Annotated in this window: 11 protein-coding genes and 1 pseudogene; 8 read left to right on the top strand and 4 right to left on the bottom strand. The window is 72.7% G+C overall.

Annotated features, from left to right (window positions below; genetic code table 11):
* Positions 1-73 precede the first annotated feature (73 nt).
* The 6 genes and pseudogenes from OHQ87_RS04725 to OHQ87_RS04700 form a co-directional block, all read left to right on the top strand.
* A complete protein-coding gene (locus tag OHQ87_RS04725) occupies positions 74-2,011 on the top strand; it encodes an alpha/beta fold hydrolase (RefSeq protein ID WP_328345275.1) in 1,938 nt (645 codons plus the stop codon).
* Positions 2,008-2,574 carry a DUF5819 family protein gene (locus OHQ87_RS04720; protein WP_328345273.1) on the top strand — a complete coding sequence of 189 codons (567 nt, stop codon included), beginning with the start codon at positions 2,008-2,010 and terminating at the stop codon, positions 2,572-2,574. The genes OHQ87_RS04725 and OHQ87_RS04720 overlap by 4 nt, the downstream gene beginning before the upstream one ends.
* Positions 2,571-3,341, top strand: coding sequence for a class I SAM-dependent methyltransferase (locus OHQ87_RS04715; protein WP_328345271.1), 771 nt, complete (start codon positions 2,571-2,573; stop codon positions 3,339-3,341). The genes OHQ87_RS04720 and OHQ87_RS04715 overlap by 4 nt, the downstream gene beginning before the upstream one ends.
* Positions 3,338-5,161, top strand: a complete 1,824-nt coding sequence (locus OHQ87_RS04710) for an ABC transporter ATP-binding protein (RefSeq protein WP_328345269.1) — start codon at positions 3,338-3,340, stop codon at positions 5,159-5,161. Before OHQ87_RS04715 ends, OHQ87_RS04710 begins: the two co-directional genes overlap by 4 nt.
* A 16-nt stretch (positions 5,162-5,177) precedes the next feature.
* Entirely contained in the window at positions 5,178-6,659 is a 1,482-nt protein-coding gene (locus tag OHQ87_RS04705; protein WP_328345267.1) for a phytoene desaturase family protein, read from the top strand.
* A 586-nt stretch (positions 6,660-7,245) separates the two neighbouring features.
* Positions 7,246-7,544, top strand: a pseudogene (locus tag OHQ87_RS04700) (SitI3 family protein); the annotation flags it as partial.
* Between the two features lie 501 nt (positions 7,545-8,045).
* On the opposite strand, the gene OHQ87_RS04695 reads toward OHQ87_RS04700, so the two are convergent.
* Genes OHQ87_RS04695 through OHQ87_RS04680 form a run of 4 tightly spaced genes read right to left on the bottom strand, consistent with a single transcriptional unit; the run spans position 8,046 to position 12,272 of the window.
* Complete coding sequence (locus OHQ87_RS04695; protein ID WP_328345265.1) at positions 8,046-8,870, bottom strand: SDR family NAD(P)-dependent oxidoreductase; 825 nt, start codon at positions 8,868-8,870, stop codon at positions 8,046-8,048.
* On the bottom strand, positions 8,867-9,709 hold the full coding sequence (locus tag OHQ87_RS04690; RefSeq protein ID WP_328345263.1) for an amidohydrolase family protein: 843 nt from the start codon (positions 9,707-9,709) through the stop codon (positions 8,867-8,869). Before OHQ87_RS04690 ends, OHQ87_RS04695 begins: the two co-directional genes overlap by 4 nt.
* Positions 9,706-10,893 (bottom strand): mandelate racemase/muconate lactonizing enzyme family protein, encoded by a 1,188-nt coding sequence (locus OHQ87_RS04685; protein ID WP_328345261.1) that lies wholly within the window; start codon positions 10,891-10,893, stop codon positions 9,706-9,708. Before OHQ87_RS04685 ends, OHQ87_RS04690 begins: the two co-directional genes overlap by 4 nt.
* Positions 10,893-12,272, bottom strand: a complete 1,380-nt coding sequence (locus OHQ87_RS04680; RefSeq protein WP_328345259.1) for an aspartate aminotransferase family protein — start codon at positions 12,270-12,272, stop codon at positions 10,893-10,895. The genes OHQ87_RS04685 and OHQ87_RS04680 overlap by 1 nt, the downstream gene beginning before the upstream one ends.
* A gap of 239 nt (positions 12,273-12,511) precedes the next feature.
* Here OHQ87_RS04680 and OHQ87_RS04675 point away from each other — a divergent pair, with 239 nt between their 5' ends.
* Both OHQ87_RS04675 and OHQ87_RS04670 read left to right on the top strand, forming a co-directional pair.
* Positions 12,512-13,327 (top strand): IclR family transcriptional regulator, encoded by an 816-nt coding sequence (locus OHQ87_RS04675; RefSeq protein WP_328345257.1) that lies wholly within the window; start codon positions 12,512-12,514, stop codon positions 13,325-13,327.
* 278 nt (positions 13,328-13,605) lie between these two features.
* A complete protein-coding gene (locus OHQ87_RS04670; protein WP_328345255.1) occupies positions 13,606-15,705 on the top strand; it encodes a hypothetical protein in 2,100 nt (699 codons plus the stop codon).
* Positions 15,706-15,718 lie beyond the last annotated feature (13 nt).

Raw genomic sequence — 15,718 nt, 5'->3', positions numbered from 1 at the left:
GGACCGCCGCGGCGGTCCACCGGCCCACCCGTCCCGCCCCGGTCCTCCCCGCACCATCAGGAAGCGCTGACCCATGAAGAGAGCACCCTGGCACCGCCGGCTCCGGCCGCCCGCCACGTTCGACCGCTCCGCCGTGCTGAACTGGACCGAGCGGATCAGTTCGGTGACCCACCTCTTCGCCAGCCTGGAGTACCTCACCCGCAGCCGGGACCGGCAGCGGGGCGGGGCGAACAACTGGGCGGTCAACCGGCGTACCTTCCACGAGCACGCCCCCCGCCTGACCCGGGCGCTGGACCTGGCCGCCAACGACCGGGTGGCCACCGCGCTGCACGTCAGCCGGGCCGTCGCGGCGGCCGCGCTCTGGCTGCCGCTCAACCGCCGGCAGCGGGTCGCCGCGAACGCGATGCTCACCGGCAGCCAGGCCGCGCTGCACGCCCAGCACCTCTACGGCAGTGACGGCGCCGACCAGGTCTCCTTCCTGGTCCAGGCGCTCACCACCGCCGCCCGCGCCGGCCAGCGCCGACCCGCCGTGGTCGACGCCTGCCTCTGGTTCGTCGCCCTGCAGTCGGTGCTGTCGTACACGGTCTCCGGGTGGGCCAAGCTGCCCAGCGAGACCTGGCGCAGCGGACGCGCCCTGCCCGGCATCACCCGGACCCTCACCTACGGCGACCCGCAGGTCTGGCAGCTGATGCGCCGCTACCCCCGGCTGACGAAACTCGCCGCCCACGGGGTGCTGGCGATGGAGTGCGCCTTCCCGCTGGCCTACGCCGCGAAGGGCCGCCCCGCGCCGTACCTGCTCGCCACCGCCGGGGCGTTTCACCTGGTCAACGCGCGGGTGATGGGGCTCGGCCGGTTCTTCTGGGCGTTCACCTCCACCTATCCGGCGGTCGCCTACACCACCCGGCCACGGGAACGCACCGGCGACGCGGCCGGCTTCCGGCGCGACGACACCCTGCCCGCCGTGGCGACGGCCGCCGGGCTGGTGCTCTTCGCCGCCGGCCAGGTCGCCCGAATCCGGCGGCGTCGGCTGATCGAGCGGGGGCGCGGCGACGAGCGCACCTTCACCACCGCCGCCGGCAACGTCCTGTCCTACCGGTACGCCGGCAACCCGCCACCCGACCGGACCACCCCTGCCGGGGAGCGGTCCGGCGGGGCTGGGGGGCGGTCCGGCGGGGCTGGGGGGCGGTCCGGCGGGGCTACCGGCGACGGGCCGCTGGTGGTGCTGGAGAGCGGGATGGCCGCCACCGCCGAGCACTGGGAGCGGATCGCCGGTCCGCTCGGTGACCGGTTCACCACGGTCACCTACCAGCGGGCCGGCTACGGTGCCAGCCGCTACCGGGGCACCGGGGAGTACCGGTTCGAGACCATGGTCGACGACCTGGTCGAGCTGACCCGGCACGTGGCCGGCGACCGCCCGGTGGTCCTGGTCGGCCACTCACTCGGCGGCTACCTGGCCCTGCTCGCCGCCGAACAACTCGGCGGACAGGTACGCGGGGTGGCCCTGGTCGACTCCAGCCACCCCGCCGAACTACGCCGTTCCCTGCGGCAGGCCGAGGGCGGTCGGGCACTGACCAGCACCCTGGCCATCATGCCCGGTTCCCTGCGGGCCGGATTCGGTTCGCTGCTGCCCCGGGCCCCCTGGATCGACCGGCTGCCCGAGCCTGTCCGCCCGCTCGCCCTGGCCCAGTACCGCGACCCGGAACTCTGGGCCGCCGCCCGGCGGGAGTGGCGGGTGGTGCAGGAACGCTTCGAAGACGAGAGCACCGGGCTGCCCCGGATCGACGTACCACTGGTGGTGGTGACGGCCGGACGGACCGCGCGGACCGACTCCGTCCAGGCCGACCTGCACGACGAGTTCGCCGCCGCGGCACCCCGGGCCGAGCGGCACCTGATCGCCGACGCCGACCACGACGAGATCCTCACCGACGCCGACCGGTCCGCGGAGGTCGTCAAGATCCTCACCGCGTTCGTCGACGACGTCACCGGGCCGGGGCCGGAGGTCCGGCGATGAGCCGCCGGGTCGGCTCCGACCTGCGCCCACTGACCACGGCGATCACCGCCGGCCTGGTCGGCTGGTTCGGGGTGACCGTGCTCAGTCAGCACCCGCAACAGGTCTTCGACCGGTTCCGCCGCTACGACGTGCCCGGGTTGCTCATCGGCAACTGGCGCTTCTTCGCCCCCGAACCGGCACAGCACGACTTCCACGTCCTGCACCGGGTGCTCACCGCCGACGGCACGCAGACCCGCTGGGTGGAGACCACCCAGATCCCGCGCCGGCATTGGCGGCAGGTGGTCTGGTTCCCGGAACGCCGGCAGGACAAGGCGATCTTCGACATCTGCGCCGATCTGATCGTGCACCTGGGCACCCCCGGCGTCGAGATCACCGCCACCGCGCCGTACGAGGTGCTGCGGGACTTCGTCGCGCACGCCGTACGCCGGCAGTACGCCGGGGCCGACGTACCCCGGGGATTCCAGTTCGTGATCGCCCGCAGCGCGGGCTACGACGAATCCCACCAGCCGGACTACCTGCTGGTCTCCCCGTTCGAACCGTTGCCGGAGGGCACCCCGAGATGACTGAGATCGCCGACAGCGGTTACGGACGCCAGTTCGTCGACTTCTACGACCAACTCTTCCCCGGCGGGACGGCTGCGGAGCCGGCCGTCGCCTACCTCGCCGGCCTGCACCCGGGCGGCGGAGCACCCACCCTGGAGCTCGGCGTCGGCACCGGCCGGATCGCCCTGCCGCTGGCCGACCGGGTAGGCGAGATCGTGGGGGTGGACTCGTCGCCGGAGATGCTCGACGCGCTGCGGGCCGCCCTGGCCGACCGGCCCCGCCCGGTCACGCCGGTGCACGGCGACATCCGCGACTGGTCCGACGACCGCCGGTACGGGCTGGTCTACTGCGTCTGCGGCACCCTGTCGATGCTGCTGGACCCGCAGGAGCAGCAACGGGTCGTGCAGGCCGCCGCCGCCCGGCTGGCCCCCGGCGGGATCCTCGTGGTGGAGACCCACAACCCGCAGTTCGCGCTGGCCGTGCTCAACCAGGGCCGGGCCCGGGACTCCTTCTTCGTGCCCTACCCCGGCCAGGACACCGGGCTGCTGTCGTACTCCACCATCGACGTGGCGAACGGGATCTGGCACCTGGCGCACATCTGGATCTCCGGGGGCCGGTCCCGGATCGCCTCGGAGCTGAGCCGGCTCACCACCCCCGACGAGGTCGACGGGTACGCCGAACAGGCCGGACTGGCCCCGCTGGCCCGGCACAGCGACTGGGCCGGCAACGAGTTCACCGGCACGGAACCGATGTACGTCACCGTCTACCGCGCCCCGGGTGACCGGTGAGCACCCCGGCCGCCGGTGAGCGGCACTGGCTGCGCATGATCGCCGGGTACGTCCGGCCACACCGGGGGCCGTTCGTGGCCGCCGCCGTGTTGCTGCTCCTCTCCAGCCTGCTCGGGCTGGCCCAGCCGCTGGCCGCCAAGGCGCTGATCGACGGCCTCACCGCCGGTCAGGGGGTGGGTCGGGCGCTGGTCGTGCTGACCGGGCTGGTGATCATCGCCGCCGTACTGCTCGGGATCGGCAACTACCTGATCCTGCGCACCGCCGAGGCGGTCGCCCTGGACGGGCGGCGCGGCCTGGTCCGGCACCTGCTGCGGCTCACCGTGCCGGCGTTGCAGCGGCAGGCCCCCGGCGACCTGCTGGCCCGGGTCGCCGGGGACACCATGCTGCTGCGGCAGATCGCCAGCCAGTCCCTGATCGACATCTTCACCGGCGGCGTCATGCTGCTCGGCGCGGTACTGCTGATGGCGGTGGTCGATCTGGCCCTGCTCGGGGTGACCGCGGTCGTGGTGGTGCTGCTGGTGGTCATCATGGGGTTGTTGATGCCCCGGATCCGCGCCGCCGCGCTGCGCTCCCAGGAGTCGGTGGGCGACATGGGTGCCGCCCTGGAACGGGCGCTGGGCGCGTTCACCACCATGAAGGCCTCCGGCACCGAGGCCACCGAGGCGGCCCGGATCGACGCGGCGGCGCTGACCGCGTACCGGCAAGGGGTGAGCCTGGCCCGCTGGGGCTCGGTCGCGGGCACCAGCGCCGGCCTGGCCATCCAGGTCGCGTTCCTGGTGGTCCTCGGGGTCGGCGGCGCGCGGGTGGCCAGCGGCGCGATGCCGGTCTCGGCGCTGGTGGCCTTCCTGCTCTACGTGGCCTACCTGAGCCACCCGGTGATGCAGCTCGTCGGGGCCGGCACCTACCTGCAGATCGGGCGGGCGGCGCTGACCCGGATCGCCGAGATCGACGCGTTGCCCACCGAACCGATCGACCTGCCCCCCGCGCCGCCGGTCAGGGCAGCCAGCCCGGCGACCACCGGAACCGGTGCCCCGGCGGGAGCCGGCGGGCCGACCAGCACGTCGACCGGGGCGGGGTCGGCCCGCGGGCCGGCGGAGGTGGTGTTCGAAGAGGTCTGCTTCCGGTACCCGGACCGGGACGAACCGGCCCTGCGCGACCTCACCCTGACCGTGCCGGCGGGCGGGCTGACCGCCCTGGTCGGGCCCTCCGGCTCCGGCAAGACCACGGTGCTCGCCCTGATCGAACGCTTCACCGAGCCGCAGCAGGGCCGGATCCTCGTCGACGGCCGGCCGCTGGCCGACTGGCCGCTGGCCGAGCTGCGCGCCGCCATCGGGTACGTCGAGCAGGACGTCGCGGTGCTCGCCGGGACGCTGCGGGAGAACGTCGCGTACGCCTCCCCCGGCGCCACCGACGAGGAGATCCGGGCGGTGCTGCGGACCACCCGGCTCAGCACCCTGCTGGACCGGCTCGGCGGTGACCTGGACGCCCCGATCCGGCACCGGGGGCTCTCCCTGTCCGGCGGCGAGCGGCAGCGGATCGCGGTGGCCCGCGCGCTGCTGCGCCGTCCCCGGCTGCTGCTGCTCGACGAGGTGACCTCGCAACTGGACGCCGCCAACGAGGCCGCCCTGCGCGAGGTGATCCAGGAGGTCTCCCGCCGGACCACAGTGGTCGTGGTCGCGCACCGGCTCTCCACGGTCCTCGCCGCCGACAAGATCGTCGTGCTGGAGAATGGCACGGCCCGTTCCGTGGGTTCGCATCCGGAGCTGGTCCGCACCGATGCGCTCTACGCCAGTCTGGCTGCGGAACAGGCGTTGGTCTGAGGCGGGAGGGCACACCATGGGAGCGCAGACCGCAGCCGGCGGGTTGGACGCGGTGGTGGTCGGCTCCGGCCCGAACGGGCTGGCCGCCGCACTGGTGCTCGCCTCGGCAGGGCTGAGCGTCCAGGTTCACGAGGCCGCCGACACCACCGGCGGCGGCACCCGGACCGAGGAGCTGACCCTGCCCGGGTTCCGGCACGACGTCTGCTCGGCGGTGCACCCGATGGCCCTCGGCTCGCCCTTCTTCCGCGCCTTCGACCTGGCCGCGCACGGCGTACGGCTGTTGCAGCCGGAGATCCCGTACGCCCATCCGCTCGACGGGGGGCGGGCGGCGCTGGCCTGGCGGGACCTGGACCGCACCGCCGAGGGGCTGGGTCGCGACGGGGCGGCCTGGCGGTCCCTGCTCGGGCCGCTGGTCCGACGCTGGTCGGGAGTGGTCGACACGGCCATGTCCGACCTGCGCCGGGTGCCCCGCGACCCGCTCGCCGCACTGCTGCTCGGGATCCGCACCCTGGAACAGGGCACCCCGGCCGCGGCGGCCCGGTTCCGCACCGAGGAGGCCGCCGCGCTGCTGGCCGGGGTGGCGGCGCACGCGATCGCCCCGCCGCGCCGGCTCGCCCCGGCCGGGGCCGGCCTGCTGCTGGCCACCCTCGGACACGCGGTCGGCTGGCCGGTCCCCGCAGGTGGCAGCCGGGCGATCACCGACGCGATGGTGAACCGACTACGGCAACTCGGCGGCCGGGTGGTCACTGGCGACCGGATCGACGACCTGGCCCAGCTGCCGCCGGCCCGCACGGTCCTGCTCGACGTCTCCCCCGCCGGCCTGCTGCGCATCGCCGGCGACCGGCTACCCGCCGGCTACGTGCGCAGTCTGCGTTCCTTCCGGTACGGCGGGGCCGCCTGCAAGGTCGACTTCGCGCTCTCCGGGCCGGTGCCGTGGGCGGAGCCGGCATGCGCCCGCGCCGGCACCCTGCACCTGATCGGCTCGGCCACCGAGGCCCGGATCGCCGAAACCGCTGTGGTACGCGGCCGGCACCCGCAACGCCCGTACGTGCTCGCGGTGCAGCCCGGCGTGGTCGATCCGACCCGCGCACCCGCCGGCAAGCAGGTGCTCTGGACGTACGCGCACGTGCCGAACGGCTCCCCGCGCGACGTCAGCGACCAGATCGTCGCCCAGGTGGAACGTTTCGCGCCCGGCTTCCGGGACCTGATCCTGGCCACCCACGTGGTGCCGGCGGCACAGGCCGGCGCACACAACCCGAACTACGTCGGCGGGGACATCTCCGGCGGGGCGGTCACCGGGTGGCAGCTGGTGATGCGGCCGGCGGCCCGCTGGGACCCGTACCGGACCCCGCTGCCCGGCGTGTACCTCTGCTCGGCCTCCACCCCACCCGGCCCGGCCGTGCACGGCATGTCCGGGCTGCACGCCGCCGGCCGCGCCCTGCGGCAGCACTTCGGCATCCGCACCGCCCCCCTCGACCTGATCCGCGGCGGACACTGAGCGATCCGGGCGGCGACCGAGTGGGGCGGCATCGATCGGGTTTTCAACCATCATCAGAATCGCTTGCACCCCGTCCGACGGGTAACCGGGCTAAACTGGAGAGTGGCACTCATACACCAGCAAGTCTTCGAACGGTACGTCCACGCCGGTGCGGTCACCCGGAACCCGGACGCGATCGCCGCCCTCTTCACCGAGGACGGCGCATACGAAGCACCGCTGGCTCCCGGCGTCGACCTCCGTCTACGGTTGGGCATAGCCGGTAACCACCTCCCCGCGGCCCCGGGCCGTTGACCGCTTCAGACGCCGGCCGACGGCACCGGCGGTCGGCGTGCCCGGCACAGGAAGCGGTGGGACGGCTCAGCACCGGTCGGTGCCGCGTCGGCATCGAGCACGTGCAGATCGGCTCGGGTGCCTACCGAGCTTGAGCAGCGCCTCCCGTAGGTCAAGGGGCGGTTCGCCAATCAACTCGGCTTCTTCTTCGCGGTCCTTTGCCGTACACCGATCGACGGGCTGAAGGAACTGGTCATGGTCAGACCCGACAGCACGATCCACCAGATCATCCGGCGAGACTGAGGAGAGGGCAGCGATGGGCGTCGAGTTCCGGCTGGTCCTGGCCGGTGATCCCGCCGTCGACGAGGTCGCCGCCCGCACCGCCGCGACCCCGCAGCCGACGTCGAACCCGCGCCTGTCCACCGCCCGGCTGTACGACCAACGCGGGTACGCCGTCACCGTCCGCCCCGGCACCCACGGCTACTACGAAGCCGACACCGACGACGAGGCCCGCTGGGAATGGGAACCCGACACCTACGTCAATGTCACCTTCTCGACGCGCCCGACGACCTGGCCGACAAGGGAATACCGAACATGCTGTCAGCGGTGGCCAGGGACCGCTGCCACCTCCGCCACCTCTTCACCGACGCCGTCGCCTGCCCCTGCACCGTCGGCCCTGGCCGCAACCACCACCGCACCGGTGAGAGGTGGACCCTCCGCGAGCCCACCGCTCCGCGTACGCGTTCGCCCGAGGCCACCGCAGCAAGGCGGGGGTAACGAAGAACGTCGACCAGCGGAACCGAGGCAGCAGCCGCGACAGGGCTGACAGCACCAACCGGTCGACGGGCTCGGGGTCCGGACGTGCGACCTGTCGGCGCAGCACCGCGACCTGATGACACAGCACAAGAATCTGGAGATCCTTGGACCGCTCGCGACGCAGGCCTTGCCCCACGAGCCGCAGGATCTGACACAAGACCAGGTACCCGAAGGACAGGAACATGCCCGCCACCACGCCTCGCGGTCGGCTGGCTGGGCCGCACAGAACCACACCCCAGAGGGCAGAACCGGGTTTCCGAGCGGTACGGGCGGGCACCTCCGACGCGGCGTGGCGGGAGGTCAGAGTGTGCTGCGGTACGGCGGCATGAACCGCAGCCGGGGCATCTGGTCGGCGAGCACTCCCCCGTCGACGACGAGATGGGTGCCGGTGATGTAGCGGCCGGCGTCGGAGGCCAGCAGCAGGAGCGCGCCCACGCAGTCGGCCGGTGTGCCATAGCCACCGCGCAACGGGATCCGCTCCTGCCAGGCGGCCTCGAACGCCTGCCGGTCCAGGGGGAAGTCGCCGTCGATCGGCGTGGCGATCATGCCGGGAGCGATCGTGTTGGCGGTGATGCCGTGCGGGCCCAACTCGGCGGCGAGCGATCGGGTGAGCAGCTCGACGGCGCCCTTCGAGGCGTTGTAGTGAGCCAGCCCAGCCTCGGCCACCAGCCCGTTCTTCGAGGAGATGTTGACGATGCGGCCGGCCACCGCGTCGGCGATCATGTGCTCGGCGACGCGCTGCGCGAGGAAGAAGACGGCATCCACGTTCACCCGCATCACCTCGCGCCACGCGGCGACGGTGATCTCGTTGAAGTGCTCCAACCGGGCCACGCCGGCGTTGTTCACGAGGATGTGCACCGGGCCGCGGTCACGGCGTAGCCCGTCGACCCAGGCGGCGATCGCCGCGGTGTCGGACAGGTCGAACGGGTACGGGTGGCAGGGTCGGCCGTGCTCGGTCACCGCGGCCACTACCGGGCCGAGGTCGACACCGGGCCGGTCCACCACCACGAGCTCGGCACCGGCCGAGGCGAGGCCGACCGCGAACGCGGCGCCGAGCCCTCGCGCGGCGCCGGTCACCACGGCGAGCCGGCCGGACAGGTCGAAGGAGGGCGTGACGCGGGTCATGCCAACCCCAGCAGGTCGAGTGACGGGCGGTGGATCAGCTGCTCGACCTGCTCGGTGTCGAGCGGGTCGAGGCCGGGGATGCCGGGCACTCGGCCCACCGCCCGCAGCCCCTCGATCGAGGCGTCGACCGTGGTGAAGGGGTAGTCGCTGCCGAACATCAGCTTGTGCCACACGCCGTAGTCCTGGACGAGCCGCAGGCTGTGCCAGAGCTGGAAGGGACGGTAGTGCAGCGCGGAGACGTCGGCGTAGACGTGCGGGTGCTTCCGGATGACCGCGATGCACTCCCCCTCGTACGGGTGGCCCAGATGGGCCAGCACCATGCGCAGCTCGGGGTGGCGGATGGCGACCTCGTCGAGGTGCACCGGCAGGGCATAGCGCAGCGGCGCGGCGGAGACGAAGGTGGTGCCGGTGTGCACCAGCAGCGGCAGGCCGTGCCGCTCGGCGTAGGCGTACAGGTCGTCGTGGGCGGGGTCGGCGGGGTCGAAGCCGGCGTACATCGGCATCAGCTTGATGCCGCGCAGCCCGAGGTCGCGGTGCCCGTGCTCCAGCTCGTCGCGCCACTCGGGCTGGGTGGGGTCCAGGGCGAGGTACCCGATGAGCCGGTCCGGCCGGGCGGCCACGTACGCGGCCACCGCGGCGTCGTCCACCCACAGCCCGGACCGGCGGGCCTTCCCTCCGACGACGATCGTGCGGGTGTCCGCCGGTGCGGTGGCCGCGTACTCCGACCACCGCACCGTCAGGTCGACCTCACCGCCGTGCGCCCGCGAGGCCTCGGCGGCGAACGGGTCACCGACGTGGTCCGGGCAGTCGAACAGGTGCGAGTGCACGTCGACGATCATCTGCGGTCCCGCTTCTCCCAGCCCTCGGCGAACATGTTCCAGAAGCCGTGGCTCGGCGGGTGCTCGGCGAACACCTCGTCCACGAGTTCGACCCCGAGGCCGGGGCCGGTGGGCAGGTCGATGTGCCCGTCGACCACCGGCAGGGCGCCCCGCACCGCGTCGAAGACGTAGTCCTCCAGCAGCCCGTCGAAGGTCTCAAGAATCTTGAAGTTGGGCATTCCGAGGACGGCGTGCACGGAAACCGTGGTGCACAGCGGCGAGTTGGAGTTGTGCGGGGCGACCACCATGGCGTGCTCGTCGGCGATGGCGGCGATCTTGCGTACCTCGGTGAACCCGCCGGCCATGGAGAGGTCGGGCTGGATGATGTCGACGGCGTCGGTGGCGAACAGCCGGGCGTACTCGTAGCGGTTGTGGAAGTGCTCGCCGCCGGAGATCGGCATCGTAGCCCGGGCGCGCAGCTCGGCGTAGCGCTCGATGTGGGTCCACGGCAGCGGCTCCTCGAACCAGCCGAGGTCGAACGGCTCCAACTCCCGCACGAGCCGGGCGGCGGTGTGCATGGCGAAGCGGGCGTGCCCCTCGACGAACAGCTCGGTCTCGGGGCCGACGGCGGCGCGGACGGCGGCGACGATGTCGACCGAGCGGCGCAGCTCGGCGCGGGACAGCTCACCGAGGCCGGCGCCGAACGGGTCGAACTTCAGCGCGGTGTACCCCTTGGCGACGGTGGCCCGCGCCCGTTCGGCGAACGCGGCCGGCTCCCGGTCGCCGGTGTACCAGCCGTTGGCGTAGACCCGTACCCGGTCACGGCAGGCGCCGCCGGTCAGCCGGTACGCGGGCACGCCGAGGGCCTTGCCCATGATGTCGTAGAGGGCCTGGTCGACGCCGGAGACGACGATCCCGCCGACGTCGCCGCCGCGCAGGAAGTCGCCCTGGTACATGCGCAGCCAGATCTCCTCGACGTCGAACGGGTCGGCGCCGATCAGGTGCCGCCCGGCCATCGCCTCGGCGAGCTGGCAGGTCTCCCGCGTCCGGTAGGGGTGGGTGATTTCACCGACGCCGGTCAGCCCGGCGTCGGTGTGCACCCGCACGTAGGAGAAGTCGCGCCAGGCGGTGCCGAGGGTGAGGGTCTCCACCCGGCTGATCCGCCCCGCCGGCCCGACCGGCCGGGTCTTGTCGACGGTGAGCATCAGCACCCTTCCCCTCCGGCGGCCGCGCCGCCCATGGTGGCGGTGCCGGCCAGCTCGGTCACCCCGCCGGAGGCGAGGGTGTCGCGGACGGCCGCCCGGGTGGCCTCGACCAGGTGGTCGATGTCGGCGTCGGTGTGGGCGTACGAGATGTGGTTGCGCTTGAGGTTCAGCGGCAGCTCGAAGATGCCGTGCTCGGGCATCCGCCGACGGTAGCCGATGAACATGGCGGCATCGTTGCGCAGCAGGTCGTCGTAGCTACTCGGTGCCGGGCCGGGCATGAAGTAGGTCACGAACACCGAGCCGTGGCCGGTGACCACGGCGGGGACGCCGAGGCCGGCGAGGACCTCGGCGATGCCGGCGCGGGCCCGCTCGCCGAGGCGGTAGACGTGCTCGTGCACGGGTTCGGCGCGCAGCTTGCCGAGGGTGGCGAGGGCGGCGGCGACCACGGCCGGATGGCCGTTGTAGGTGCCGGCGAAGAACGCGGGTGCGCCGGGGCGGGTGCTGAACAGGTCCATCAGGTCGGCGCGACCGCCCAGGGCGCCGATCGGGTAGCCGTTGGCGATGGCCTTGCCGAGGGTGGTCAGGTCGGGGGTGACGCCGCTGATCTTCTGCCAGCCGCCGAGGTCGTGCCGGAAGCCGGTGATCACCTCGTCGAAGACGAGGACGCTGCCGGCCCGGGTGCACTCGTCGCGCAGGGCCTGGAGGAATTCCTGTTCGGGCAGGAGGCAGCCGACATTGTGTGGCACCGGCTCGACGATGACGGCGGCGATGTCGGCGCCGTGGGCGGCGAAGGCGGCCCGGACGGCGGCCACGTCGTTGAAGCGCAGCACGAGGGTGGCGTCGAGGACCTCGGGCAGGATGCCGGTAGAGATCGGGTCGACCTGGCCGACCCGGTCGGGGGCGGAGATGACGTTGAGGCTGACCGAGTCGTGCCAGCCGTGGTAGCAGCCCTGGAACTTGACCACCAGGCGCCGGCCGGTGGCGGCGCGGGCGACCCGCAGGGCATGGAAGGTTGCCTCGCTGCCGGTGCTGGTCAGGAGCACCTTCTCGATGCTCGGGATCAGTTCGGCGAGGGTCTCGGCGAGCTCGATCTCGCCGTGGGTGACGGCCACCCCGCACAGGTCGAGCCGCTTGCCGGCCTCGGTGACGGCGGCGTTGACGTCGGGGTCGTTGTGGCCGAGCAGGGGCGGGCCGAAGGCCGCGTGGTAGTCGGTGTACTGGCGTCCGTCGGTGTCCCAGAAGTGGGCGCCGGAGGCGCTGGCGATCACCAGCTCGGTGAGGCCCGGGATGCTGCGCTGCCCGCTGTTGACGCCGCCGGGGATGACCCGGCGTGCCCGCTCGGCGAGGGTGGCGCCGGACGGGGCCGATCGTGAGTTCACACCTTCTCCTCATCGCTGCGGCGCGGCGACCCAGCCCGGTCGCGGCACCGCGGTTTGTCCGCCGCGGGAGGAAACCACTCAAGTTTCCAAACACTGTTCGGTCCTGCCAAACGATGTTCGGTATATTAGTCAGGCCAAATCGCGGAGGTCAACAGCCAGGGCAGCCTTTCTCCGAACAGATTTGTTACATTGTTCGGCCTTGGCGAACAGTGCTGGTTTCCCTGACCGAAAGAAGGACCATGACCACCACCGAAGACGGGGACAGCTCCCGCTACCTGGTGCGCAGCGTCAGCCGCGCCGCCGAGGTGCTGGAGGTACTGTCCGCTGCCACCCCCGGCGGAGGGCTGAGCGTCACCGACGTCGCTCGCGCCTGTGGCCTGTCCAAGAGCGCCGCGTTCGCCACCTTGCACACGCTGTGCCACCACGGCCTGGCCGCCGACGACGGCGAGGGGATGAACCGTCGCTACCGGCTCGGCATGGCCCTGGCCCGACTCGGCGGCCGCGCCCAGGAACAGCTGTCGCTGCGTGACATCGCCCGCCCGGTGCTGGCCGCGCTGACCCGCGACACCGGCCTCAGCTCCCGGTTGGCCGTCCCCGAGGGGTCCCACGCGGTCGTCATCGACCAGGTCGGCAATGGCGAGCGCATCCAGATCGAGCTGCGGATGGGCACCCGCGAACTGCCGCACTGCACCGGGCTGGGCAAGGCCCTGCTGGCCGAGATGACCCGGCCGCAGGTTGCCGAGCTGATCGGCCGCATCGGCCTGCCCCGGCGCACCGACCACACCATCACCGACCTGGACTCGCTCCTGGCCCACCTCGACGACGTCCGCAAGGACGGGTACGCCCTCGACGACGAGGAGGACGCCGACGGGGTGTTCTGCATCGGCAGCGCCCTGCGCGACCACACCGGCCTGTGTTGCGGCGCCATCAGCGTGACCGGGCTGAAGCTCGGTCTACCCAGCTGGCGCTACCAGGAGCTGGGCCGACAGGTACGACAGGCCGCCGAGGCCATCTCCGTCCGGCTCGGCCAGGTCCCGGCGGAACAGACCGCTTGACAGCCGGTTCACCTGCTGTTTAACGTTCCCGCCAACGTCACGGCCCTGGCCGTGACGGGTCGCGACCCCTGGTCGCGGCCGTCTCGGGCGAACAGCTGACTCCCGTCGCGCCGCAGCCCCGGCGCCGGGCGTTCCGGTCAGCAGCTCCGCCGCCTGCGCGCCTCGCGCGTTTGCCCGACCTTCCCCCGCCCTGCGGCTCCCCCGTGGTGCCCGCAGGCCCCCAGCACCGCCGTACGGCGTCCCGCCGGCCGGCCGGACCGCGAAGGTTGAGGCTCTCCATGGGTCTACTTGGCACGTCCGCACCCACCCCCCACGGCCAGGTTCAGCGCGTCGACACCGTCGCCGAGCTGGCCGCCCTCACTCCCGCCACGCTGGCCGCCCGCACGCTGGTGCGCGTCGCCGGCTACCACACCCCCGGCGACGGCGGCGGCGGCATACTGCGCTGGGACCCCACCAGCACCGCCGCCGGCAACGGCGGCACCGTGCACGACCCGTACCCGAACGGCAGCGCCCGGCGTGGCCGATGGCTGGCCGTGCACGACGGGCTCGGCGACTTCCGGCGCTTCGGCATCTTCGGCCGGGAGACCCCCGCCGACGCCGCGCTGGACGCCATGGTCACGGACCCGGCGATCCACCGGGTCGAGGCCCACACCGGCCTGCGCTTCGTCAAGCGGCACACATTCGGCCGCAGCGACATCGAGCTGGACTTCGGCGGGCACACCGTGCACACCGACGGCATCGAGCGCAACACCCACGACAACCCGTTCGGCGCGGTGCTCTACTTCCGCGGCACGGTGACCGACACGGTGATCACCCACACCCTCACCGAGACCGTCCCCGAGCTGACCGACGTGTTCCAGGTCCCGGACTCGGCGCGGTTCACCGTCGGCCAGTGGTGGACCGCCACCAGCAACGCCCTCAGCGGCGCCGACGAGCGCGAACTACAGAAGATGGTCCAGGTCACCCAGATCGTCGACGGCACCCACATCCGCGTGGGCTACCTCAACGGCTGGACGCTGGAGCCGGGCCGCACGATCACCTGGCGCCGGGTCGAGCCGGTCCGGCAGGCGCACGTACGCAACATGGTCTTCCTCGGCCACGTCGCCTTCACCGGCGAGTACCCCGGATCCGGGCCCGACGACCGCGAGTACAGCGGCTCCCACCCCGTCGCCTACGAGTACGCCGTGCGCTGCGACGTGTCCGGCATCGACGCCATCGGCACCTGGTGGCCGGTTATCATGCGCCGCTGGTGCACCCACTTCACCACCGCCAACTGCACCCTGAAGAACCCGCCGACCGTCATGTACGGCGGCGCCGGCTACCTGACCCAGCAGATCTACTGCCTGTACGGGCACGTCGTGGACTGCCGCAGCGCCAACGCCCGGCACCTCAACGACCTCACCGCGTCGGCGTACTGCACCGTGGAGAACTGCCACGGCGATGGCGACGACGCTGGCGGCAACCCGTTCACCACCCACGGACAGTACGAGCACGACCTGGTCTTCACCGGCAACTCCGGCCTGATGGACATCGCCAACAGCGGTGGCCAGTGGGGCATCAGCGCGAAGCGGATCACCGTCCGCCGGCACCTCTGCTCCTGGTTCGTCGCCGGCACCAAGATCACCGACCTGACCCTGGAGGACGTGCGGGTCATCCCGCGCTCGACCTTCGATCCGGCCGGCACACTCCAGGTCAACGCCGACGGCGCGCAGCTGCGCGGCTGCTCGGCGCGGACGCTGAGCATCGCCCAGCGCTCGGCCCGCTCGGCCCGGCCCACGATCATCGCCGACTGCGACTTCGACCAGCCCGCCGGCACGGTGATCGTGCAGACCCCGGTGAGCAACCCGGTGCACTTCGTCCGCACCACCTTCCGCGGCCTCGATGGCGCGATCCTGCGCGGCCCGGGTCCGGTGCATTTCACCGACTGCACGCTGACCGGGACGCCCGGCGCGGCGCCACTGCTGGTCGGCGCGGCCGAGGTGGTGGTACACGGCGGCACGCTGACCGACACCGGCATCGAGCTGTCCGCCGTGCGCGACCAGCGCCTCGTGGTCGACGGCGGCGCGGTGGTCACCGGCACCAACGCACGGCGGGCCCTGCTGACCCGGGCCGCCGGCACCGGGGCCGTCCGGATCGAGCTGGGCGACTACCGCAGCACCGCGGCCGACCCGCAGACCGCGCACGTGCGTATCGACGCCGGCGTCAACCGCTACCGCGCAGTCGGCGCCGGCTTCTCCGGCGGCCGGCTGACGCTCGCCGACGCGGCCTTCGGCGCCGCCTCCACCCTGCTGCACACCGGGTGCGTCGAGGAGGGGGTCGCCCGCGAGCTGCCCGCCGAGTCCCCCCGCGTCGTCACCGGCGACAACCTCGCCCTCTGATCGCCCCCCCGGA

The sequence above is a fragment of the Micromonospora sp. NBC_00421 genome (genome assembly GCF_036017915.1).
GTDB lineage: Bacteria > Actinomycetota > Actinomycetes > Mycobacteriales > Micromonosporaceae > Micromonospora.
Note: the sequence above shows the minus strand (reverse complement) of the source record. Positions and strands in the feature narration are given on the sequence as shown.

Bases quoted from the DNA above. Each gene is read 5' to 3' on its own strand.
- OHQ87_RS04725 (WP_328345275.1), top strand. From the start codon at position 74: ATGAAGAGAGCACCCTGGCACCGCCGGCTCCGGCCGCCCGCCACGTTC.
- OHQ87_RS04720 (WP_328345273.1), top strand. From the start codon at position 2,008: ATGAGCCGCCGGGTCGGCTCCGACCTGCGCCCACTGACCACGGCGATC.
- OHQ87_RS04715 (WP_328345271.1), top strand. From the start codon at position 2,571: ATGACTGAGATCGCCGACAGCGGTTACGGACGCCAGTTCGTCGACTTC.
- OHQ87_RS04705 (WP_328345267.1), top strand. From the start codon at position 5,178: ATGGGAGCGCAGACCGCAGCCGGCGGGTTGGACGCGGTGGTGGTCGGC.
- OHQ87_RS04695 (WP_328345265.1), bottom strand. From the start codon at position 8,870: ATGACCCGCGTCACGCCCTCCTTCGACCTGTCCGGCCGGCTCGCCGTG.
- OHQ87_RS04690 (WP_328345263.1), bottom strand. From the start codon at position 9,709: ATGATCGTCGACGTGCACTCGCACCTGTTCGACTGCCCGGACCACGTC.
- OHQ87_RS04685 (WP_328345261.1), bottom strand. From the start codon at position 10,893: ATGCTCACCGTCGACAAGACCCGGCCGGTCGGGCCGGCGGGGCGGATC.
- OHQ87_RS04675 (WP_328345257.1), top strand. From the start codon at position 12,512: ATGACCACCACCGAAGACGGGGACAGCTCCCGCTACCTGGTGCGCAGC.
- OHQ87_RS04670 (WP_328345255.1), top strand. From the start codon at position 13,606: ATGGGTCTACTTGGCACGTCCGCACCCACCCCCCACGGCCAGGTTCAG.